Origin of the sequence: Brevibacillus composti (genome assembly GCF_016406105.1) — a bacterium.
GTDB lineage: Bacteria > Bacillota > Bacilli > Brevibacillales > Brevibacillaceae > Brevibacillus > Brevibacillus composti.
Genome location: NZ_CP066308.1, coordinates 2,458,722 through 2,482,448 on the forward strand (window position 1 = coordinate 2,458,722; position 23,727 = coordinate 2,482,448).

The window sequence follows — 23,727 nt, forward strand, 5'->3', positions numbered from 1 at the left end:
TTTTCCTTATTTGGACAATCAGGCGGATTTATTTTTGCTATCCATGAATTGTTGTTTAATTTCGTCAAATTTGTTTAGTTGCGTTTGGGTCGGGCTGTACGTATGAACGGCCCAGTAGCGAGTAACGGTTTCCAGCAATCCGGCGACCGCGGAAATCGCGAAGATGAGGGAGATGGCAAAGGTAATCGACGGGTAGTAATACCAGCCGGCGGTCAAGGCTGCCCCTACCCACACGCCCATGCACCATGGGCAGGAAAAGAGAATCCCGAAGATCGCTTTCCAGGCAGGCATTTTGGGATAGACGTATTTGTTCATCCGGCCTTGCGCATCCGGCTCTTCCACCTCTTCGACAAAAATCCAGCGAATGGGAGCGGTGATGACATCAGAAATCAGCAAATGGGTCAGGCGAAAACAGGCCAAGCTCAGAACGATCAGAGTGGTCATGCTCATATCCATAATCCATTACCTCCCTAAGTTTTCGATTTTTTCTTGTCAGGCTTTTCACTGCTCTGCTCCCTCGCCCCAGATGGACAGGGAACGGCTCAGGTATTCCTGCTTGCAGGCGTTGCGCTGGATTTTCCCGCTCGATGTTTTGGGGATGGACTGCTCTTTGATCAAGACGAGCTCGTGCAAACGCAATTCATGCGCTTCGGCGACGGCTTTCCTGGCAGTGGTCCAGATCTCCTCCAGAACGACGGGCGTACGATGGCTGACCTTGCTTTCGGCAAACGTCTGCCTGCTGACCGGCCAGTATTTGCGATGCACCTCGGCGACGACAATCAGGACCTCTTCGCCGTCCTTGTCAACCGTAAACGCAGCCGAACTGTTCGGGCGAAAGATCGGATCACAGGTTTCGATGGTGTACTCGATATCCTGCGGATAATGATTTTGACCATGCATGATAATCATGTCCTTGATGCGCCCTGTGACGATGATCTCACCGTTGCGCGTAAAGCCCAGATCCCCTGTGCGCAAATACGGTCCGTCTTCGCCGTCAGCGGTCTGCGCATAAAACACCTCTCGGGAGACCTCCGGCTTGTCCCAATACCCCTTCGCTGCGCTTTTCCCTTTGACCCAAATCTCCCCGACTTCATTGTCTCCGCATGTCTGGCGGGTATCCGGATGTACGATCCGCACCTCTTGATCCGTAGAGGTATGGCCGCAGCCGACTACCTCTTTCCGATCCGATTCGTCCAGCGGTTCGGCAGCGTACCCGTCGTTCAGCGCTTGTTTGCTCACCTCGTAGATCCCGAGCCTTTGCTGGATGCCTCTTGCGGATACCATCAACGTGTTTTCTGCCAGACCATAGCCGGGATGAAAGTACTCCAGGCGGAAGCCGGAGGGCTCGAACGCTTCGGCGAACCTGCGCAGCGTCTCGCTTTGAATCGGCTCGGCACCGTTCATGGCCACCCGCCAGCAGGAGAGATCCCATTGTTCACGCTCTTCCGGTTTTGTTTTGCGCACCGTCATGTCATATGCAAAATTGGGTCCGCCGCTATAATAGATGCGGTACTTGGATATGGCAGCCGGCCAGCGTCTGGGCCGCTGGATAAAATCCAAGGGCGACATCAGATAAGCGGGAGAACCGGTATATACCGAAAGCAGCACCTTGCCGATCAGCCCGAGATCGTGAAACAGCGGCAGCCAGCTGAGGATGGGCGTCTCTTCTGTCAAGGCGAAGGAGGTCTGGATGCTGCGGAAATTGTGCAGCAGATTGCCGTGTGTCACCATGACACCCTTTGGAGAGCCGGTGGAACCGGAGGTGTACTGCAAAAAGGCAATGGTCTCCTCATCGGCATACGGCTTTGACCAACTTGCGGCTTCCGCGGCGGAAATCGCGTCATTGGCCAGCCATTCGATCTGGTGCAGGCCGCCGCTGTCTGCTGAATGGGTCACGCTTTCCTTTACTTGCGAGGTGGTTAAGACCGCACTTGCTGCCGAGTCGTGGATGATGGCCTGTAGTCTTTGCATGTGGTGGTTTCCTTTTGGGGGATAGGCAGGAACCGCGATGACGTTTGCGTAGAGACAGCCGAAATAGGCTTCAATAAAATCCAATCCGGCGTGATACAGGAGGAGGACGCGCTTGCCCTCCAGCCCTTTTTGGCGCAGATACCCCCCGATGGAGCGCGCCCGCAGATCCAGCTCCCGGTAGGTGAAGCTGGGCCCTTCCTCCTCGCCGTGGAGCAGATACTGAAACGCCAAACGGTCAGGCATCTGCTCCGCTCTGTACTGCAGCATCTGGACCAGGGTAGAAAATTGATCCTCTACCCTGGGTGAGACCAGTCCTGTTTGTCCCATGTTCATCTCTCCCCTTTCAGATTGAGCTGACCTTCTGACCCGTCTCTGTCACAGAACGGATTCGCTCGGCCAATACACGGACATTCGGTTCTGTGATCATCGTCACGTGATCGCCCGGAATCGCATGCATTTCTACGGGACGCGACAAGTAATGACGCCACCCGGCAGTAGCATCCTGCTCCTCTACCATCTGCTTCAGGACATCATCCTCATTCGGAAGAGTCGAGTGGAAGAGGACCGCTTGACCCGAGAACTTGCCAGCCGGGTTATACCTTTGCAGCGTAAACAGATTGGTCTGGTAGACTTCCAAGAGCCTGTCGATATCGGCAAGCTCGGAACCTGGCGGAATCAAACCCGCCCGGATCATCTGCTCCAGCAAATAAGGCAGCTGTTCATCCGGCGACAGTCCGCTGATCTCCTCCTCCGTGAACGCGACCGATTCCCCGAAAAAGCGCTCCAGTTCCCTAAACAGTGAGAGCAAGAAAGCGGTCTGGTTCATCTCCGGGAGGCGTTGTGTGTAGTTCGGCGCCGGACTGTCGATCAAGAGCAGCTTGGCTACGTCCAGACCCCTCCTCTCCATTTGCAGAGCGATTTCATAGGCCACAGCGGCACCGTATGACCAGCCGCCGATCAGGTAGGGACCGGCCGGCCGAACCGACAAAATCGCGTCAATATAGTGAGCGGCCATCGCCTCAATCGATTGAGCGTGCTCCCAATCGCCGTACAGACCCGGTGATTGCAATGCGTACAAGGGCTGGTCTCTCTCGATGTGCCGCGCCAAATGGAGATAGCAGAGCACATTTCCTCCTGTCGGATGCACCAGAAACAGCGGCGGCTTCGCACCATGGGGTTTGATCGCGACGAGCGGAGAGCTGGATCGCTCCTGCCCGGCTTCCTGCTGACGGAGGACGCGGGCCAAATATTCGATGCTCGTCCCCTCAAACAAGACGGACAACGGCAGCTCTTGCTGAAACTGTTCCTTGATCTGCATGATCAAGCGGACGGCGAGCAGAGAGTGTCCGCCCAGTTCAAAAAAATTGTCCGTGACGCCGATCGGCCGGGTACCCAGCAATTCCTCCCAGATCTGGGCCAGCTGCATCTCCACGAGATCGCGCGGAGCGAGGTACTGCCGTTCCCCTTCTCTCGTCAATTCCGGCAGTGGCAGCGCTCGCCTGTCCACTTTTCCGTTGGACGTGACCGGCAAGCCGTCCAGGAACAAATAGGCCGACGGTATCATGTACTCGGGCAGCTTTTCTTTGACTCTCTCGCGGATTTGCGGCAGCATCTGCTGGAACAGCTTTTCCTGCAGCGGACTATTGGCATAATAGCTCCACTGTTTTGATTCACGGCTATCCCTGCCAGAGCCGCCCAGTATGGCTTCGTACGAAAGCGGCGCGGAGAGTGCGTGCTCTCGGGCGAAGACCACATCCATCCGATCGCTGCTCCCGCTTGACGCCCAGGTGATGAAGACGTCATACGACAGGTCTTCTCCCAGCTGCCAGAACTCTTCCGGGTCCATCCCTTCCTCCCTGGCGGGGATGAGCCTTTTTCGCAGCTCCCCTACGTTTTCAGGGTGAGAGGGGCTCCTCAGCAGATCCACGGCTGCCTGCTCCTCGCGTACGCGCCGGTTTGGAATGTCGCGGAAGACCAGAATCTCCGGTTCCTCCGAGAGCACCTCCCGGACTTTGGCGAGATTCCATGTTTCTTCCTCCCATTGGACTTCTTTGGGCGCAGCCGGCGCCTGATGTGCTTTGCCAACATGGAGAAACACATCGTACCGGAACTTGCTCAACTCATTTTGATGACGTGCCTTTTTTAGCTGAACCTGCACCTCGGAGATCTGACTGTGGCGCTTGCGCAATGCGGCAAAGAAGGCCGGGTCGATCAGCAATTCCTTCTCCTGGTTCAGCCGCTTCGTGACGCGCTGCTGGAATTGTGCGGCAGAGAGGGTATCCGGCGCCTGGAATAGTTCGAGTGACGTATAGAAGGTACGCAGCAGCGTATAGTTGCGCACATCCCCCAGGAAGATGACGCCCCCCGGCTTCAGCGCCTGGATCGCTCCATCGAGCACGTCCATCAGATAGGAGAGGGAGGGGAAATACTGGATCACCGAGTTGAGCACGACCATATCAAAGGAGCCTGATTCAATCCCTGCGAAATTGGTCGCCTCTCTGCACGCCAGATGAACCTGCGGCAGATTCATCGCAGCGATCTGTTGACCCAGTCGGGCTATCGTCTCTTCGGAGAGATCGGTCGCCCAATATTCCTCGCAATGTGGCGCCACTTGGAACAAGAGCATGCCCGAACCGCAACCGATTTCCAGGACGCGCCCCGGCTTTTGCGAGAGGATTCTCTCCACCGTGCGGTCTGCCCACTCCTTCATTTCTTCCTGCGGGATCGGTAAGTCCGTATAGCTGCTTGTCCAGCCAATCGTGTTGTACGCCAGCTCCTCCGTCGGAGAAGGCTGCCGGTAAATTTCATTAAAGACGGTTTGCCATTGCGACACCTGTTCGGCGCCCCACGCGGACGACACGGCTTCTTCTTTGGATTTGGGCACGACATAGGCCACCAGCCGCTTGTCTCCCGAGGGGACTTCCTGAATCGTCGCCAGCGCGGTTTGCACATTGGGATGCTGGGCGATCGCCGCTTCTACTTCCCCAAGCTCGACCCGGAATCCGCGGATTTTGACCTGGTTGTCCACCCGGCCGAGAAATTCCATGTTGCCGTCCGGCCAGTACCGCGCCATGTCTCCTGTGCGATACATGCGATCCCCCGGTGCCCCGAACGGGTCAGGCAAAAAGCGCTGGCTTGTCAACTCTGGTGCGTTGGCATATCCTTCGGCCAGACAGGCGCCGCCGATGTACAATTCGCCGGGAACGCCGATCGGACAGGGATTCAGATGGGCATCCAAGACGTAGTACCTGGCATTTTGTATCGGCTTACCGTAGGGGATGCTCACCCAGTCCTCCTCTACTTCGCCGATCCGGTAGAAGTTCGACCAGATGGTCGCTTCTGTTCCGCCCCCCAGGCTGATTACTTCGACGCCCGGAAAATGCTTTTTCAGCTCGTCCGGCATGCTCAGCGGAATCCAATCGCCGCTGAGGAACACCCGTTTCAGTCGGCTTTCGCCTGCCTCGCTAGATGTCTCGCCCAAAAAGGGGAGGACTTGCTGCAAAGCGGCAGGAGCTGAATCCCAGAACGTAATCTCTCCGCTTCTCAAGTGCTGCAGCAGGCGCTTGGGGTCACGTACATCTGCATCCTTCACGATGCGGATCGAGCCGCCAGCTCCCAGGATGCCGAAAATATCATAGACAGAAAGGTCAAAGCCGAGGGACGTCACCCAGAGAAGACGGTCGGACTCATTCACGGCAAAGGTGTTGTTGACCCATTCGATTAGATTGATCACAGGCTGATGGCGAACCATTACCCCTTTGGGCGTTCCGGTAGAGCCGGATGTGTAGATGATATAAGCCAGATTTTGTGCCGACGTCTCCGCTCCCGGGCGCTCCCTGCTCTCCTGCCTGATTGACTCTTTTTCCGCCTCCCAAAGAATCACGACAGGATGTCCATCTGGCAGGTTCTCCACACAGCTGCTATGAGCCAGCAGGACGGCCACTTCGGCATTTTCCAGGACATAGGCCAGCCGTTCGCCCGGATGGGAAGGGTCTAACGGAACGTAGGCACCGCCAGCCTTCAAAATACCCAGCACGGCGGCTATCATTTCCATGGAGCGCTCCATCATCACGCCCACCCTGACGTTCGGACCTACTCCTTCCCTCAGAAGACGGCGGGCAATCTGATTGGAGAGCTCATCCAATTCCCGATAGGTCATCTGCTCGTCTTCCAGCAGCAGGGCAACCGCGTCGGGCCTTTGTGCCGCCTGGGTCTCAAATAATTGCTGGATGCAGATGTCCGTCGGATATGGCGCGTCTGTCGCGTTCCATTCCATCAGCTGGCGGCGCTCCTGCTCGGTCAAGACGGGCAATTCCGATAGTTTGGCCGCCGGGTTTTCGGTCATCCCGGTCAAGATGGTTTCCAGATGGCTCATGACCCGCTGAATCGTCTCTCCGTCAAAACGGCTGGAATCGTACAGCACTTTGGCTCTCAACTCTGCTTCCGGAACCACCATGATGCTGAGTGGGTAGTTCGTCCAGGTATGGGAGACGACATCCTGAACAGACAGCTCTCCGCCCCACTCTCCGAGCGTACGGTCCACCGGGTAGTTTTCGTAGACCAGGACCGTCTCAAAAAGCGGGTGGCCGTGCGAGACTTCGCTCCATCTGTGGACGTCAACCAACGGGCTGAATTCATACTGACGCAGGTCGACCTGCTGCTCCTGGATTTTTTTCAGCCAGGGGATGAGGGTATCCTCCGCGCTTAGCCGGACTCTCATCGGCAGGGTATTGATAAACAGCCCTACCATCGAATCGATCCCCGCCAAATCTCCCGAGCGGCCGGATACGACCGCCCCAAACACCACGTCTTCCTCCCCGCTGTACCGGCTCAGCAAGACCGCCCAACCGCCCTGAATCAGCGTATTGAGCGTCAACCCGTGCTGACGCGCGAGGTTTTGCAACGCTGTAGTTGTTTTTTGCGGGAGCTTCCACTCGATTTCCGTGAACTCTTCCGTCTGTTTGTTTCGTTTGCCGATCGGCTTGTCCACATGCATGGGAGTCGGCGCCAGGAATCCTTGTAAAAACTTGCGCCAGAAATCTTCTACCTTGGACATGTCCTGCCGCTGCAGCCAGGCGATGTAGTCCTTGTACGGCCGAGGCTGATCGAGGTGGATCTCCTGCCCGCTGCAGTGCGACCAGTACAGCGTGAACATTTCTTTGAGTACGATGGACAAAGACCAGCCGTCCAGCAGCATGTGATGAAAGCTCCAAATAAAGCGGTAAGCCTCGTCTTTCATCTGGATCAACGCCGTTCGCATAAGCGGGGGACGGGAGAGATCAAAGCCGCGTCGCCTTTCCTCATCCAGGTATTGCTCCCATCTCGCGGCCTGTTCGGGCTCTGACATCCCGCGCCAGTCCAGATACTCCCATGGCTGCTCCACATCGTTGGCCACCACTTGAAACAGCTTCTCCCGCCGTTCCCAAATCAGCGTTCGCAAGATGGAGTGGCGCTCCAGCACCTTTTGCATGGCCTCTCTGAAAGCCTCCGGCTGTAAGGACCCGGTCAGGGTACAGGTAAACTGGCAGCCGTATACCCCTGCTTCCGGTGCGTACATGCTGTGAAAAAGCATCCCTTCTTGTACAGCTGAAAGCGGATAAATCGCTTCGATGTTTTTCGGCACGTTACTTCCCCTCCTTGAGCGCGCTCATCTCCTTCATCAGAGCATCCAGATCGCTTTGATCCAATTCTGCTTCCGGAAAGTCAGAAGGGGTGTATCCTCCTGCTTCAGGAGAAAGGCAGTGTGAGATCAACTCCCTGAGGGCCGCGATAAATTGCTCGGCAAGCTTTTCTATCGTCGATGGAAGATGGATGTGTTCACTGTAGTTCCACGTGATTTCCAAGCGGCCGCCCAAAATCTTGCCGTTAACCTCGAGCAGGTATCGTCGCTGCTGCCGTGGGCTTCGCTCCGGTCCCAAGCCATTCTGCGCAATCGTGAATGTATCCATCCTGGCGAGCACTTCGTCGAACTGTCCCAGGTAGTTGAAGCTGATCTCCGCACGCGGACCGGCCAAACCCATATGTTCCTTCCCTTCGTCCGCGAGATAACGGATAAGACCATAGCCGATGCCGCCGTTTGGAACCCGGCGCACTTGTTCCTTGACCGCCTTGAGAACCTCTCCCGGACGGTCCGTCTCTCCCGGTGTAAGGGCCAGCGGATACAGGCAGGTGAACCATCCGACCGTGCGTGAGCAGTCCAAATCTTCGGCGATCGTCTCTCTGCCATGCCCTTCGAGATCAATCAAGATAGAACGCTCCCCCGTCCAGACAGCCAAGGTCTGCGCCAAAGCTGCGAGCAGAACCTCATGAATCTGTGTCTGGTATGCCTTGGGCACCTCCTGCAGCAGCTCTTTTGTCTCTTTCGCGCTCAGACTTACCGCCACGGATCGCTGTGACGCCACCGTATTGAGGTCCGCTACGGTACCCGGCGCAAGCTCGTGGTCAGTAGGCAGCTTGCAGGCAGCACGGTTTTCTCTCCAATAAGCCGCCTCCCGTTTGATGTGCGTGGACTCGGCGTGCTCGGCCAAGCGTTCGGCCCACTGTTTGAAAGAGGTGGTCTTTTGCGGCAGCCGGACCTCTTCCCCGTTTTTCAGTTGCTGATACACCGTCTGCAAATCGTCGAGCAAGATCCGCCAGGAGACGCCATCTACAGCCAAATGATGGACGACGATCAGGATCTGTGCTGCCTTTTCCCCGCCAAGCGCAAAGCGGGCTGCCCGGATGATCGGCCCTTCTGTAAGGCTGATCGAGGACTGAATCTCTGTCGCCTTCGACATCATCGCTGCCTGCTGCTCTTCTGCTGACAGGCCGGTAAGTTCGATCCGCTCAACGAATACCTGCTCCACCCAGTCCGCGATGCGTTGCCGCCATCCTTCTGCCCCCTGTTCATATCGCAGCCGCAGGGTGTCATGATGTCTGACCAGATGTTCCACCGCCCTCTCAAACAGCTCCGGGTCGACGGGCTCGTTTTCGATCAGCAGCACAGCGTGGTTAAAATGGTGGGGGTCGGTCATCTCTTGTTCAAAAAACCAATGCTGAATCGGGGTGAGCGGCACCTCTCCTACGACCAATCCCTGCTCACTTTGGACCCTGGCGCCGGTTTTGACTACCCGAGCCAGCTGTGCGATCGTGCGGTTTTCAAACAAATCTTTTGGAGAAAAGGAAAGCTCTCTTTCTTTTGCCAGGGCAATCACCCGGATCGTGAGGATCGAGTCTCCGCCCAGTTCAAAGAAGTTATCGTGAATCCCTATCTGCGGATGCCCAAGCACCTCCTGCCATATCTCTGCCAATGCCCTTTCCACTTGGGTGCGGGGAGCGGCAAAATCATGGCTGCTTTCCCTGTCGGTTTCGTCCGGCTCGGGAAGTGCGCTTTTGTCCACTTTTCCGTTTGTGTTTAGAGGCAGCCGTTCCATGTGGACATAGCGGGACGGAATCATATACGCGGGCAATCTCTCGGCCAGAAAATCGCGCAGCTGATCAGGGGCCACGGCGGATTCGGCGGCGTAGTAGGCGCAAAGCTCTTTTGTCCCCTGTGCGTTCATACGCACCACCACAACGGTTTCTTTGACAGCCGGGTGATCGGCCAAGTGGTTCATGATCTCCCCCAGCTCCACGCGAAACCCGCGAATTTTCACTTGATCATCCGTCCGTCCCAGGTATTCGATCTCTCCGTTCGGGAGGAAACGGGCCAGATCTCCCGTGCGGTACAAGCGCTCCCCTTTTCGGAAGGGACTGTCCACGAATTTTTCCGCTGTCAATTCGGGGCGGTTGAGATAACCCAGCGCGACGCCGTCACCCCCCAGTACCAGCTCTCCGATCAGGCCTATCGGCAATAGGCGCAGCTCCTCGTCCACGATATAGGCGGTCGAGTTATGAATCGGCCGTCCGATCGGGATGGTCGAGGAAGGCTCTGTGCCCACCGGACAAAACGTGGAGAAGGTCGTATTTTCCGTGGGACCGTATGCATTGCCCACGACGAGATCAGGGGCGGCCCGCGCAACCCGCTTGGCATGCGGCGCGGACACGACATCACCGCCGACCAGCAAGGTTTTCATCCCGGCAAACATCGTGCTGTCCTGTTGGGACAACTGGTTGAACAGCGGGCTGCTGAGGAACATGTCGGTAATTCCGCATCCCTGGATCACGTCTCTCATCCGGCCGGCATCGAGGAGGACCTCTTTGTTCACCAGATAAAGGCGGCCTCCATTCAACAGAGCGCCCCAGATCTCATAGGTGCAGGCGTCAAAACCGGGGGCGCCTGCCTGCAGGATGCGAGTGTTTTCGTCAAACTGGGCGTAGTTCGTATTTTTCACCAGCCGGACGACATTCCGGTGGCTGACCATGACTCCTTTTGGCCTTCCGGTCGAGCCAGAGGTGTACATGACGTAGCAGATATCTGTGCTGGATGGGAAGGCTTGCCGTCCCTCATCACCCGCAGGGGCTTCACGAGCCGCCTTGGCTTCATTCCAATCGATCTGACTCAGGTTGAGGATGGTTCCGGAAAAAGAGACGTCCATCTGCTCGATGACAGCGGAAGCAAGCATGACGCGGGCGTTGCAATCCTGCAGCATCCACTCGATTCGTTCTCTCGGATAGTCGGGGTCGATGGGTACATAGGCACCTCCCGCTTTGAGGATGGCGAGCACACTGATCACCATCTCCGGCGATCGTTCGGCAAATACCGCCACCAACTCGTTTGGCTGCACGCCCATCGCTTTCAATTGATAAGCCAATCCACTCGCCCGCTCGTCTAACTCCCGGTACGTGAAGGACTGGTCCTGGTAAAACAGAACCGGCCGATCCGGCGCATAGGCAGCCATCTCCTCGAAAAGCTCTGTCACGGTAAGATGGCTCGGGTAATCGACAGCGGTATCGTTAAATTCCTCTACAATCTGCCGCCTCTCCGCTTCGGTCATCATCTCCAGCGCTTCGACCGCGCCTTCCGGATTTTCTGCCATCTGCTCCAGCAAGGTGAGCAAATGCCCTACCATCCGCTCCACCAAACTCTCGCCAAACCGAATGGAGTCGTAGATGACTTTTACCATCAATTCATGGTCCGGTGCGACGAGCACGCTGAGCGGATAGTTGGTCCGCTCGATAAACCGGGCCGCTTCAATCGACAACCCGCCCATGCCTGCTTTGATCTGTTCATCCACAGGGTAATTTTCAAAGACCAGGACACTGTCAAACAGCGATTGCCCTCTCTTGATTTCGCTCCACCCTTGGACTTGGAGCAGGGAGCTGTACTCGTACTGGCGCAATTCCACTTGCTGCTCTTGCAGTGTTTTCAGCCATGACAGCACCGTTTCATTCTTGGGAATCTTTACTCGGACGGGCAAGGTATTGATGAACATCCCGACCATCGATTCGATTCCGGCCAGATCGCCGGAGCGGCCGGAGAGGACGTTCCCAAACACGACGTCTTTTTCGCCGCTGTACCTGCTGAGCAAAAGGGACCATGCTCCTTGCACCATGGTATTGAGCGTCACTCCGCTCTGGCGGGCCAGGGCTTGCAGAGCTGCCGTGGCGGCCGGAGAGAGGCGTGCTTCCCGCTCGGAAAAAACTGCTGCCTGTCCGGCGCTGTTCCCTTCCGCGCGATCAATCTGCAGAACGGTTGGCGTTTGAAAACCAGCCAAGGTTTTTCTCCAGTACTGCTCTGCCCGGGATGTATCCTGTTCATTCAGCCATAGGATGTAGTCTTTAAAGGAGCGGGAGCTTTCCAGCACGATGCTGCGCTCCTGCTCGTAGGCCCGATACAGGGCGAAAACTTCGCCGAGAAGGAGAGGAAGTGACCAGCCATCCAGCAGCAAGTGATGAAAGCTCAGGACAATCTGGCTGACGTCCGCATCCATCTGGATCAGGCTTACTTTGAGCAAGGGCGGCATGGTCAGCTCAAAGCCCTGTTCCCGTTCCTCCTGCAGATACTCCTCCAATCTGCTCTCTTGTTCCGCGCCGGAGAGCTGACTCCAATCCTGATAAGTAAAAGGCAAGGCCACATCACGAAAGACGACCTGAAGCGGCTTTTCAGTCTCCTCCCAGTAAAAAGCCGTCCTGAGAATCGAGTGGCGGTTTAGGACTTCCTGCCATGCCTTCTGGAAATGGGCAACATGAAGTTCTCCTTGAACGCGATAGACCATTTGTTCAAAATATATTCCGCCTTGCGGAGAAAACAGGGAATGAAAGAGCAGACCTTCTTGCATCGGCGACAGCGGATAGATGTCCTGGATGTTGTCTTCCACTGTCTGTCTGTCGTCAACGGTTATCGACATGATTTCGTCCCCCCATTTCTTTCTGTACCCGTAGGAGCAGCTTGCTCAGCTCGCCCGAGGAGATTTTAGCCGCCGGGAAGTCTGATGGTGTGAAACCGCCTGCCTGCGGAGACGTACAGTGGGCGATGATTTCCCGCAGCGATGCCATATAATCATGGGCCAGCCTGGTGATCGTGGAGCGGTCATGGACATTGCGGCTGTAGTTCCACTCCAGATGCAGCCGGCCCCTCATAATTTTTCCGCTGATCTCGATTAGATAAGGCCGTGTGGCACGGGGACTCCGATCCGGCCCGCTGCACTCCTCCGCCAGCGTAAACGTCTTCAGCCGGGTCAGCGTCTCATCGTACTGTCCCAAGTAGTTGAAGCTGATTTCAGCCCGCGGCAGTTTGCGCAATGCTTGCCCTGCATCATCGCCGGACAAGTAGCGCAACAGTCCGTAACGCATTCCGTTGTTGGGCACGCCGCGCATCTGCTCTTTTACGGCTTTCAGCAAAAGTCCGGGGCCATGTGCGGCACTCGCCTTCACATGCAACGGGTACAGACTGGTAAACCAGCCCACGGTCCGCGACAGATCGAGGTCTTCCGCAAATGGGTCGCGGCCATGCCCTTCGAGGTCGATCAGCAGCTCATCTGATCCGGTCCATCTGGCAAATGATCGGACCAGGGCAGCCAACAGCACCTCGTTGATCTGTGTGCGATATGCCTTTGGCACCTCTGTCAGCAGTTGCGTGGTTTCATCAGCCTCCAGCCCCACCGTTACCGTTTCTGCGGAGTCCACTGCATTCTCTCCCGTCTCGCAGTCAACAGGAATTTTCGTTGCTTGCTCAGGCAATGCCGTTAACCAATAATCGATTTCCTGCTGAACACGTCCGGTACGAGCAAAGTCGACAAGCCGATGAGCCCAGTGCTGAAAAGACGTCGTCTTCTGCGAAAGGCGGATACTCTCACCGTTTTTCAGCTGCTGGTAGGCCGTGTCCAAATCCTCCAGAAGAATTCTCCAGGAAACTCCATCGACGGCGAGGTGATGGATCGCGAGAAAGATTCGACCCGTTTTTTCCTCCCCAAAAGAAAAGTGTCCCATGCGGATGATCGGCCCCTCCGACAGATTCATGGAAGCCTGCCACTCCGCCAGCTTGTCGGCCATGGCCGCTGCCTGCTCCTCTGCGGATCGCGAGGAGAGATCGACACGTTCGAGTGACACCTCATCTCCCCCGCCTGCATTGTGCTGCTCCCATCTCGCTTCGCCACGGGTAAACCGAAGTCGCAGGGCATCATGATGTCTGAGCAAATGCTGCATGGCTTGTTCCAACAAGCCGAGGTCGAGAGGCTCTTTTTCCTCCAGCAGCACCGCGTGGTTGAAGTGATGGAGCTCCGTCATCTCCTGCTCAAAGAACCAATGCTGGATCGGCGTCAGCGGCACCGGTCCTTCCACGATTCCCTGCTCATGCTGCAGCCGCTCGGCTGTCCTCACCACTTTGACCAGCTCGGCAATGGTCCGATGCTGAAACAAATCCTTTGGGGTAAATCGGAGCCCTTTTTCCTTGGCCAGAGAAATCACCCGGATCGCGAGGATGGAGTCTCCGCCCATCTCAAAGAAATTGTCGTGAATGCCAGGGGTTTGGCCGAGCACCGCTTCCCATACCGCGGCCAATGTCTCCTCGACCGGTGTGCGGGGCGGAACGTAATCGAGCCCCAAATCAGAGCGGGAAAAAACGGGCTTGGGCAATGCTTTGCGGTCGACCTTTCCATTCGTCGTGACGGGTATGGCTGGGACGAATACAAAGGAGGCGGGAACCATGTACTCGGGCAGTCTTTCGCGCAAAAAGCTGCGCAGTTCAGGGACGGCAACCGTTTCCTCGCGATGCGTGACCACGTAGGCAACCAGCCGTTTGTCCCCGGGTTCTTCTTCGAAGACGATGACGACCGCATTCCTCACCTGTGGATGCTGCGAGACGACGGTCTCAATCTCGCCCAGTTCGACGCGGTACCCGCGGATTTTGACCTGATTGTCGACGCGGCCGAGAAATTCCATGTTTCCATCCGGCCAGAAGCGAGCCAGATCTCCTGTGCGATACATCCGCTCTCCCGGTTTGCCGAACGGATCAGGGATAAATCTTTCTGCCGTTCGCTCGGGGTCGTTCGCGTACCCCTCGGCGAGACATTGCCCGCCGATGTACAGTTCGCCCGGGACGCCGATCGGACAGGGATTGCCGTGGGGATCCAGGATATAGTACTTTGCATTCTGAATCGGTTTGCCATACGGGATGCTAATCCACTCCGGCGGCACTTCCCCGATCCGGTAGTAATTGGACCAGACTGTCGCCTCCGTCCCGCCGCCGAGCCCGACGACCTCCACGAGGGGGAAATTTTTCTTCAGCAGATCCGGCATCCCTACCGGTATCCAGTCGCCGCTTAAAAAGACTAGCCTCAGCCTGCTTTCGCCCGGCTTTCGAGAGCCGCTTTCCAGAAACGGGACGACCTGCTGCAGCGCAGCCGGTGCGGAATCCCAGAAGGTAATCTCTCCGCTGTCGAGCAGCTCCAGCAGACGCTCGGGTTCACGAACATCGCCATCGGGGACGATCCGGATAGAACCGCCCGCGGCCAGGATGCCAAAGATGTCGTAGACGGATAAATCAAAGCCTAGGGATGTGATCCAAAGCATGCGGTCGGACGGGTTCACCTGAAAAGTGTTGTTCACCCAGTCGATCAAGTTGATCACCGGCTTGTGCCGGACGACGACGCCCTTTGGCCTGCCTGTAGAACCAGAGGTATAAATGATGTAAGCCAAATCGTCCGGAGTGGCGGCGGGCTCGGAGTTCTCCCGGCTCTCTCGGCGAATATGCTCGCCGCAGCGCTCCCACTCCAGCACCAGACAGCCCCGATCCTCACCGCTGTCCACCTCTTTTTCTGATTCGCTCCAGCCCCTGCCCTCCGCTGCACTGCCCTGCGTCAAGAGAACCTTGACCTCGGCATTTTCCAAGATGTACTGCTGTCTCTCCGCCGGGTACGACGGATCGAGCGGCACATAGGCACCGCCTGCTTTCAGGACACCCAGCACACCGGCGATCATTTCTACAGAACGCTGCATCATAATGCCGACCCGGGTGTTGGGGCCCACCCCTGCCTTGCGCAGATAATGAGCGAATTGATTCGCTTTTTCATTCAGCTCCCGGTACGTGACATGCCGGTCTTCAAAGAGAAGCGCCGTGGAGTCAGGCCTATGCTCCGCTTGCCGCTCAAACAGCTGATGGATGCAGACATCCTGCGGATAGCTCGTCTCCGTATCATTCCAGTCGTAGACCACACGACGGTATTCCTCATCGGGCAAGATAGAGAGCTCCGTCACCTTTTGATCAGGTCGCTCTGTCACAGAGGCGAGCAACCTTTCAAATTGCGCCGCCATCCGCTCAATCGTCTCCGGATCGAACAGGTCGCGATTATACTCCCATGTCCCTGCCAACCCTTCGTCTGTCTCTGTGAACCATACGCTCAGGTCAAACTTGGCGGTCCCGGTCTCCAATTCTTGCAGCTCCAGCTCCACGCCCGGCAATCGGAGCGCGGGTACAGGCGCATTTTGCAGGACGAACAGAATCTGGAATAATGGATTGCGACTCAGGTCGTGATCTTGCCCCAGAGCCTCCACCACTTTTTCAAAAGGGAGGTCCTGGTGTTCATAGGCTCCCAGCGTAACTTCCTTCACTCTGTGCAGCAGTTGCCGAAAGGTGGGCTGACCGCTCAAATCCGTCCGCAAGACCAGCATGTTCAAAAACAGGCCGATCAGTGCCTCGGTTTCGATCCGATTGCGATTGGCGATCGGCGTCCCCAGCACGAGATCCGTCTGCCCTGTATAGCGATACAGCAAGGTGTTGAACGCAGCCAGCAGGGTCATGAACAGGGTGGCCCCTTCCTGTTGGCCCAGCTCCTCCACCTTCTTTTTCAAAGCGGCCGGGATCGTAAAGGTACTGGTGGAACCGTTAAATGTTTGAACTGGCGGACGTTTGCGGTCCGCAGGCAATTCCAGAGACGCCGGCGCTCCCTGAAGTCTCTCGCGCCAGTAGGTGAGCAGCTTATCCAGCTTCTCTCCTTCCAACTGCTCTCGCTGCCAGAGGGAAAAATCTCCGAACTGGATCGGCAGCGGCGCGAGCGCAGGCTCTTTTTCTTGCGCGTACGATTCGTACAGACTGGCGAGTTCCCTCACAAAGACACCGATCGACCAGCCGTCAAAAATAATGTGATGGATCGTGAGCAGCAGTACATACTCCTGCTCCTCCACCTGCACCAGCCTCGCGCGCATGAGCGGTCCCTCATCCAGCGGAAACGACTGACGTGCATGTTCCCGCTTCAGACGCTGCAGCTCCTCCTCACGCTTTTCTGCCGGAAGCATGTGGAGCTTGTCCACGCTGAGCTGCAATTGCAGGTCGGGCAGTATCACCTGGACTGCCTGTCCGTCGATGACCCGGAAAACGGTTCGCAGCGCTTCGTGACGGCGAATAATTTCGTGAATGCTGCGCTCAAGCGCCGCGAGATGAAGCTGCCCTTTGAACTTCAGAGCGGCGGGCATATTGTATACGGGGTTATCGGGCTCCAGCTGATGGACAAACCAGAGCCGCTCTTGGGTATAAGAAAGGGGGATACCGTTTCTGTTCTCGCGTGAAGGGATCGGACCGGCGGCCATGTTTGCCTTTTCAATGCCTTCTTCCTGGAGAAGACGTTCCAGCAACATCCGTTTCTTTTCCGAAAGTTTCATCATACTGCCGGAAGAAGTCATGCGTCTCTCCCTCCTTTCGTGGTACTGGACTCCAGCAACAGCGCATCTACTTCTTCTTCTGAGAGGCGGGACAGATTCACGAGCAGCTGGGCCGTCTTTTCGATGCGCGTCCTTTGAAGCGGGTCTTGCAGGATGAGCTCGGCCGCTCCTGCGACCGTGGGATGATGAAAGAATGGGATAAGTGGCAGTTCACTGTGCAAGACCTGCGCGACGCGCGTCGCAATTTGGGTGGCGAGCAAAGAGTGGCCGCCCAGTTCAAAGAAATCATCGTGGACACCGACCCGCTCCGTCCCCAGAACATCGCGCCAGATTTCAGCCAAAACCTCCTCGACGGCATTCCGCGGAGCGACATATGCTTCCTGTGGCAGCACCGGCTCACCGGCCATTTTCAGCAAAGCGCCTCGATCCAGCTTTCCGTTTGCGGTCAAGGGCATCTCCTCTACTGCGATAAATCTGCCTGGCACCATGTACTCCGGCAGCCTCTTTTTGAGATAATCCCGCCATTCCTTCGCTTCCCATGCCGCCGCATTTTTTTCCAACAGCAGGTAAGCCTCCAAGCGTTTATCCTCCGGGCTTGCATCCCGAACGAGCACGACCGCTTGCCGGACGTCTTTGTGCTGCTCCAGTGTGGCCGCGATCTCATCGAGCTCGATGCGGAGCCCTCTCAGCTTCACCTGATTGTCCATCCGCCCCATGTACTCGATTGATCCATCCCAACGGAAACGGGCCAGATCGCCTGTTTTGTACAATCGAGCGCCAGGTTCGCTGCTGAACGGATCGGGGATAAAGCGCTCCGCCGTCAATTCCGGACGATTGTGATACCCTTTGGCCACTTGTACACCGCCGATGTGCAGTTCGCCAACCACACCGATGGGGACCGGCTGCAGCCGGGCATCCAGTACGAGGATGCGTGTATTGGAGATGGGGTAGCCGATCGGAACGACGGTGTTCGGGTCATGCTTTTGGCATTTCCACTCCGTCACGTCGACGGCCGCTTCCGTCGGTCCGTACAGGTTGTAAAGTCCTGCATCCAAACGCTCGTAGAATGCTTTTTGCAGCTGGGCAGTCAAGGCTTCGCCACTGCAAATGACGCGCTGCAGGGAGGTGCATCGGCTCGATTCGGGATGTTCCAGGAAAATCTGCAGCATGGACGGAACGAAATGCAGGGTCGTGATTTGTTGTTCTTGAATCAGCCTGACCAGATACGAGGAGTCCCGATGACCGCCTGGCTCCGCGATCACCAGCTGCGCTCCAGCCAGCAAGGGCCAGAAGAATTCCCAGACCGACACGTCAAAGCTGAACGGCGTTTTCTGCAGCACGCGATCCCCCTCGGTAAGCCGGTATTCCTGCTGCATCCAGAGCAGCCGATTGACCACCCCGCGGTGGTTGTTGATAACCCCTTTCGGCTTACCAGTCGAACCGGAGGTGTAGATCATGTACATCTCCTGATCAGGAGAGGAGGTCCCCTCCGGCTTTCTCGGACTCATGCCCGTCCACAGCCGTCTATCGCGGTCCAGACAAATCGCATCGATCCCGGCTGGCAAGCTCTCTCGCAGGCGGCTTTGCGTCAGAATCAAGGAAACCCGGGAATCCTCCAGCATGTAGCGGATTCGTTCTTCGGGATACTCAGGATCAATCGGCACGTAAGCCCGGTTTGCTTTCAACACAGCGAGGAGAGCGATCACCATCTCCAGTGAACGTTCCAAATACACACCGATAAAAGGATCGGTTCCCGCGGAGCGCTCCAGGATGTAATGGGCCAGCCGGTTTGCCTCGGCATCCAGATCGGCGTACGTCATCTGCCGTTCCCGAAACACCAGGGCAATGCGATCAGGCGTCTCAGCAGACCGGGCTTCGATCAATTCGTGGATCGTCGTCTCTGGCATCTCGACTTGCGGCCCGGTTGCCCATTCCTGCAGCACCTGAAGGTCCCTGTCCGTGAGAATGGGCAGCTCCGCTAGCTTTTGGTCGGCGTCGTCTGCCACGGTGCGGAGGATGTTCTCAAAATGTCCGGCCATCTGCACGATCGTCTGCTCATCAAACAGATCGGTGTTGTACTCCCACGTCCCTGTTAACCCTTCCGCTGTCTCTGTCATCCATACATTCAGGTCGAATTTGGCGGTACCCGTCTCCAGCTCCTGGATCTCGATGCGCAATTCCTCCCATTCCAAAGAAGGGACAGGCGCATTTTGCAAGACAAACATCGCCTGGAACAGCGGATGACGGCTCAGGTCGCGCTCCGGTTTCAGCTCTTCCACGAGCTTTTCAAAGGGGATATCCTGATTCGCATAAGCCTCCAGCGTCACCTGTTTGACTCGCCTGAGCAGGTCCCGGAAGCTGAGCTCACCCGACACGTCTGTCCGCAGCGCAAGCAGATTCAGGAACAGGCCGATCAAGGACTCCGTTTCCCGATGCTTGCGGCCTGCAATCGGTGTCCCGATCACGAGATCGCTCTGCCCGGAATAGCGGTACACCAGCGTCTTGAAAGCGGCCAGCAGGGTCATGAAGAGGGTGGCGCCCTCCTGCCTGCCCAAAGCTTCCAGTCGACGCTTCAAATCTGCAGGCAGGGCAAACGTCTTGGCCGCCCCGCGAAAGGTTTGGACAGGCGGCCGCACCCGGTCGGTGGGCAAGTCCAGCGCTGCAGGCATACCCTTCAGCTTTTCCCGCCAATACGATAGCTGCTTGTCCATCTCCGTCTGTTCGAGCCAGACATTCCGCTGCCATTCCGCATAGTCCCCATACTGGATCACGAGTTCCGGGAGTGACGCCTCTTCTCCTTTGCTGTAGGCGCGATACAGGCTGGCGAGCTCCCGGACAAAAATCCCGATCGACCAGCCGTCAAAGATGATGTGATGCACCGTCAGCAATAAGATGTGTTCATCGTCCGCTACCCGCAAGAGACGCATCCCGATGAGCGGTCCCTGGTCGAGGGCAAAGGAAAGGCATGCCATCTCGGCTTCGGCCCGGATTCTCTCCTCTTCCCGCTTTTCCTGGGGAAAATGGCGAAGATCATCCACGCGCCAATCAAACTGCATCTCTTTTTCAATGATTTGGACAAGTCGTCCGTCGACCGCGCGAAAAGTCGTTCGGAGCACATCATGCCTGCGGATGATTTCGTCGATGCTTTTTTTCAGCGCTGCCACATCCACCTCTCCCGTAAGCCGCAGCGCACCCGGGACGTTATAGGCGGCGCTCTCCGGTTGCAACTGGTTCACAAACCACATTCGCTCCTGCGGGTAAGAAACCGCGGCCAGCTCCCTGTTTTCACGCCTTTTGATGGCCGGAGCCGGGGATGAGGTCTTCCCCTTCCCTTTCAGCCGCTTTTCCAACAATAACTGCTTCGCTGCCGATAAGTTTTTTTGCGGGGACAGCATTTCCTCGCTCATCCGTAACTCCCCTCCTCTCTGCAACTCAATCCATCACTTTTAAGAGCTCCCACACTTCTTCTTCCGCAAGTCCTTCGATCGCCTCTGCCACTTTCTGCTCGATCACTTTGGCCAGTGTCTCTACCGTCTGATGCTCAAACATCTCTTTTACGCTGAGCTCCACTTCAAATTGCTCCTGCACGCGCGTCACCACCTGAGTCGCGAGCAGCGAATGACCGCCCAATTCGAAAAAGTTGTCATGGACGCCCACCTGCTTATGCCCCAAAATGTCGCTCCAGATCTCTGCCAGGACTGCTTCAGCCGAAGTGCGCGGCTCGACGTATTCCTGTCCCAGATCCGAACGGGAGAAAACCGGTTTGGGCAATGCACTCCGATCCACCTTGCCATTGGTGGTCACCGGAATCCCGTCGACAAAGATATAAGCCGCGGGCACCATGTAAGGCGGCAGACTGGCCTTGATAAATTGGCGGATATCTCCCGGTGTGAGATTGGCGTTTGGTTTGGCGACCACGTACGCCACCAAGCGTTTGTCTCCCGGCGTCTCTTCATAGGCGAGCGCGACGGCACTTTGCACCTCGGGATGCGAGGTGATCGCTTTTTCAATCTCGCCAAGCTCGATGCGGTAGCCGCGAATCTTTACCTGGTTATCCACACGGCCGAGAAACTCGAGATTTCCATCCGGCCAATAGCGAGCGAGATCTCCGGTTCGGTACATGCGGCCCCCCGGCTTTCCATACGGATCGGGGATGAATCGGGCTTCCGTCAGTGCCGGATCGTTCGCGTAGCCTTCGGCAAGACACTCGCCCCCGATGTACAGCTCGCCGGGGATTCCCACGGGGCACTGGTTGAGATGTGAATCCAGGACGTAGTACCTGGCGTTTTGGATCGGTTTTCCGTACGGGATGCTTATCCACTCCTTGGCAACCTTTCTGATGCGATAGAAGTTGGACCAGACTGTGGCTTCGGTCCCTCCCCCGAGGGCGACCACTTCCACCTGTGGAAAATGTTCTTTTAGCAAATCCGGCATGCCGATCGGTATCCAGTCGCCACTCAAAAACACCAGTCTCAAATTGCTTTTGCCGAATTCCCGCGACGGTCGGTCGAGAAAGGGAACCAACTGCTGCAGCGCGGCAGGAGCAGAATCCCAGAAGGTAATTTCTCCGCTGTCCAGATACGCCAAGAGACGCTCCGGTTCGCGCACCTCCTCCTCATCTGCGATACGGATCGATCCTCCTGCCGCCAACATACCAAACAGGTCGTAGACCGATAAATCAAAGCCAAGCGACGTAATCCAGAGCATGCGATCCGCCTCGCCGACGGCAAAGGTTTTATTCACCCAGTCAAACAGATTGATGACGGGCTGATGGCGAACCACGACACCCTTTGGCGTCCCGGTCGAGCCTGATGTGTAGATGATGTAGGCCAGCTGTTCCTTCGTGAAGACTATGTCCGGATTTGCTTTGCTCGCCTGCAAAGCGGCCTGGTGGAGCGTCTCCCACTGCAGTTCGCGGCAGCCGCTCGGCGCCATGTCCAGCTCCGCTTCCACGTTTGTCAGAAGCAGCTTCACGTCTGCATTTTTTAAAATATAGGCGTGACGCTCTGTGGGATAGGCGGGGTCGAGCGGCACATAGGCTCCGCCTGCCTTCAAGACCGCCAGTGCGGAGATGACCATCTTCATCGACCGCTCCATCTTGATTCCGACCCGATCACCAGGCTTGATTCCGGCTTCGATCAGACTGTGAGCGATTTGGTTAGCCCACTCGTTCAACTCCCGGTACGTCAGCTGTTCATCCCGGTACAGCAGGGCGACTGCTTCCGGCCTTTTTGCTGCCTGGCTTTCAAATAACTGGTGAATGCTCACATCTTCTGGATACGGCGTCGCCGTGTCATTCCACTGTGCAAATTGCTGACGCTCCTCTTCCGTCAAAATCGGCAGCTCCGAGATCCGCGCATCCGGATTGCAGACGATGGCTCCGAGCAGGACCTGCAAATGCTTGGCCATCTGCGCGATGGTCGACCGGTCAAATATGCTGGGTCTGTATTGAAGAGCCCCCGTCAGCGTCTGGGCGTCCATATGCAAATTCAAGTCGAACTGCCCCTCCTGCTGCGGGAGGTCGATCGGCTCGATGACCAGTTTGCCCAATTGCAGTCTGGCGTCCGGATTGCCCATCATAAAGGCTGACATTCCCTGCTCCTCCAGCCGCGGCGCTTTCTGCAGGGCGAATACCGCCCGAATCGGCGTGGAGCGGCTTGCCTCCCGGTTTGGCGACAGCCTTTCCACCAGCAGGGGAAACGGAAAGTCCTGATGATCGATCGCTTCGATGACGGTCTTACGCATCCGGGCCAGCAAATCCGCAAAGGTGGGATTATCGCGAAAATCTGCGCGGAGCAGCACCAGATTGACGAAGTAGCCGACCACACTCTCAAATTGGGTTTGGCTGCGGCCTGAGGTTGGCGAACCGACGATCACCTCGTTTTGACCGCTGTATCTGCCGAGCAGAATCTGGAATGCCGTCAACAGGATCGTATACAGCGTCACTCCGGTCGATTTGCTCAGGGCCTTCAGTCCTGCCACCAGCTCAGCATCCAGTTGGAACAGATAGGTAGCGCCATCATGCTTCTGGTTGGGCGTTTTTGATGTCACCGGAAGCTCCACTGTTTTGATTCCGCCAGGCAGCGCTTCCTGCCAAAAAGTCCATAAGCGCTCTCCTTCTGGACCGGAGATTTTGGCTTTTTGCCAGCGGACGTACTCTTTGTAGGGAACCGCAGGGACAGCGGTTTTCGCTTCTTCCTGCTCTGCCGCCGGCAGCAGTGTGCTAAGCTCGTCCAGGATGACGACGAGTGACCAGTAGTCGACCGCAATATGGTGGATGGTCAGCAGCATGATATATTCCTCAGCCGCCCTACGGTATAGCTTCAGGCGAAGGACGGGTCCTCGCTCCAGATCAAACGGACGGCGGTATTCCTCCAGCAAACACTCCCTGAGGGCCTCCCATTCCTGATCGGTCGCATCGATCACCTCAAACGGCAATTCCACGTTTTCATGAATGGTTTGCAGCGGAACTCCGTCCACCAGGGCATACGTCGAACGCAGGACAGCATGACGGTCTACGATCGTTTGAAAAGCACGTCGCAATTCTTCTGGATCCGCTCCCGCAGTGATCCGCCCGGCGAAATGGATGTTATAGGCGGGGTTCTCCGGCTCCAGCTGATAGAGGAACCAGAGCGCCTGCTGTCCGTAGCTGAGCGGCAAATTTTCTTCGGCTTCGCGGGCTGATTCCCACAAGAGCTTCGCGAGCAATTGACGCTTCTCTTCGACGGTCATCGGATCCAT

Annotated in this window: 7 protein-coding genes; all 7 read right to left on the reverse strand. The window is 56.8% G+C overall.

Annotated features, from left to right (window positions below):
• Nucleotides 1-18 precede the first annotated feature (18 nt).
• From JD108_RS12670 to JD108_RS12700, 7 genes are read right to left on the reverse strand one after another with little or no spacing between them, the layout of a single operon-like run.
• Entirely contained in the window at nucleotides 19-456 is a 438-nt protein-coding gene (locus JD108_RS12670; protein ID WP_198826432.1) for a DUF1360 domain-containing protein, read from the reverse strand.
• Between the two features lie 45 nt (nucleotides 457-501).
• Nucleotides 502-2,298, reverse strand: a complete 1,797-nt coding sequence (locus JD108_RS12675; protein WP_198826433.1) for a fatty acyl-AMP ligase — start codon at nucleotides 2,296-2,298, stop codon at nucleotides 502-504.
• 16 nt (nucleotides 2,299-2,314) lie between these two features.
• Entirely contained in the window at nucleotides 2,315-7,594 is a 5,280-nt protein-coding gene (locus JD108_RS12680; RefSeq protein ID WP_198826434.1) for a non-ribosomal peptide synthetase, read from the reverse strand.
• A gap of 1 nt (nucleotide 7,595) precedes the next feature.
• Nucleotides 7,596-12,239 (reverse strand): non-ribosomal peptide synthetase, encoded by a 4,644-nt coding sequence (locus JD108_RS12685; RefSeq protein ID WP_198826435.1) that lies wholly within the window; start codon nucleotides 12,237-12,239, stop codon nucleotides 7,596-7,598.
• Nucleotides 12,223-17,007, reverse strand: a complete 4,785-nt coding sequence (locus JD108_RS12690) for a non-ribosomal peptide synthetase (RefSeq protein WP_198826436.1) — start codon at nucleotides 17,005-17,007, stop codon at nucleotides 12,223-12,225. The genes JD108_RS12685 and JD108_RS12690 overlap by 17 nt, the downstream gene beginning before the upstream one ends.
• Nucleotides 17,004-20,393, reverse strand: coding sequence for a non-ribosomal peptide synthetase (locus JD108_RS12695; RefSeq protein ID WP_198826437.1), 3,390 nt, complete (start codon nucleotides 20,391-20,393; stop codon nucleotides 17,004-17,006). The genes JD108_RS12690 and JD108_RS12695 overlap by 4 nt, the downstream gene beginning before the upstream one ends.
• Before the next feature lie 25 nt (nucleotides 20,394-20,418).
• Nucleotides 20,419-23,727, reverse strand: coding sequence for a non-ribosomal peptide synthetase (locus JD108_RS12700; protein ID WP_228728434.1), 3,309 nt, complete (start codon nucleotides 23,725-23,727; stop codon nucleotides 20,419-20,421).

Excerpts from the sequence above, each read along its gene's own strand:
- JD108_RS12670 (WP_198826432.1), bottom strand. The coding sequence starts at position 456 with ATGGATATGAGCATGACCACTCTGATCGTTCTGAGCTTGGCCTGTTTT.
- JD108_RS12675 (WP_198826433.1), bottom strand. The coding sequence starts at position 2,298 with ATGGGACAAACAGGACTGGTCTCACCCAGGGTAGAGGATCAATTTTCT.
- JD108_RS12685 (WP_198826435.1), bottom strand. The coding sequence starts at position 12,239 with ATGTCGATAACCGTTGACGACAGACAGACAGTGGAAGACAACATCCAG.
- JD108_RS12690 (WP_198826436.1), bottom strand. The coding sequence starts at position 17,007 with ATGACTTCTTCCGGCAGTATGATGAAACTTTCGGAAAAGAAACGGATG.
- JD108_RS12695 (WP_198826437.1), bottom strand. The coding sequence starts at position 20,393 with ATGAGCGAGGAAATGCTGTCCCCGCAAAAAAACTTATCGGCAGCGAAG.
- JD108_RS12700 (WP_228728434.1), bottom strand. The coding sequence starts at position 23,727 with ATGGATCCGATGACCGTCGAAGAGAAGCGTCAATTGCTCGCGAAGCTC.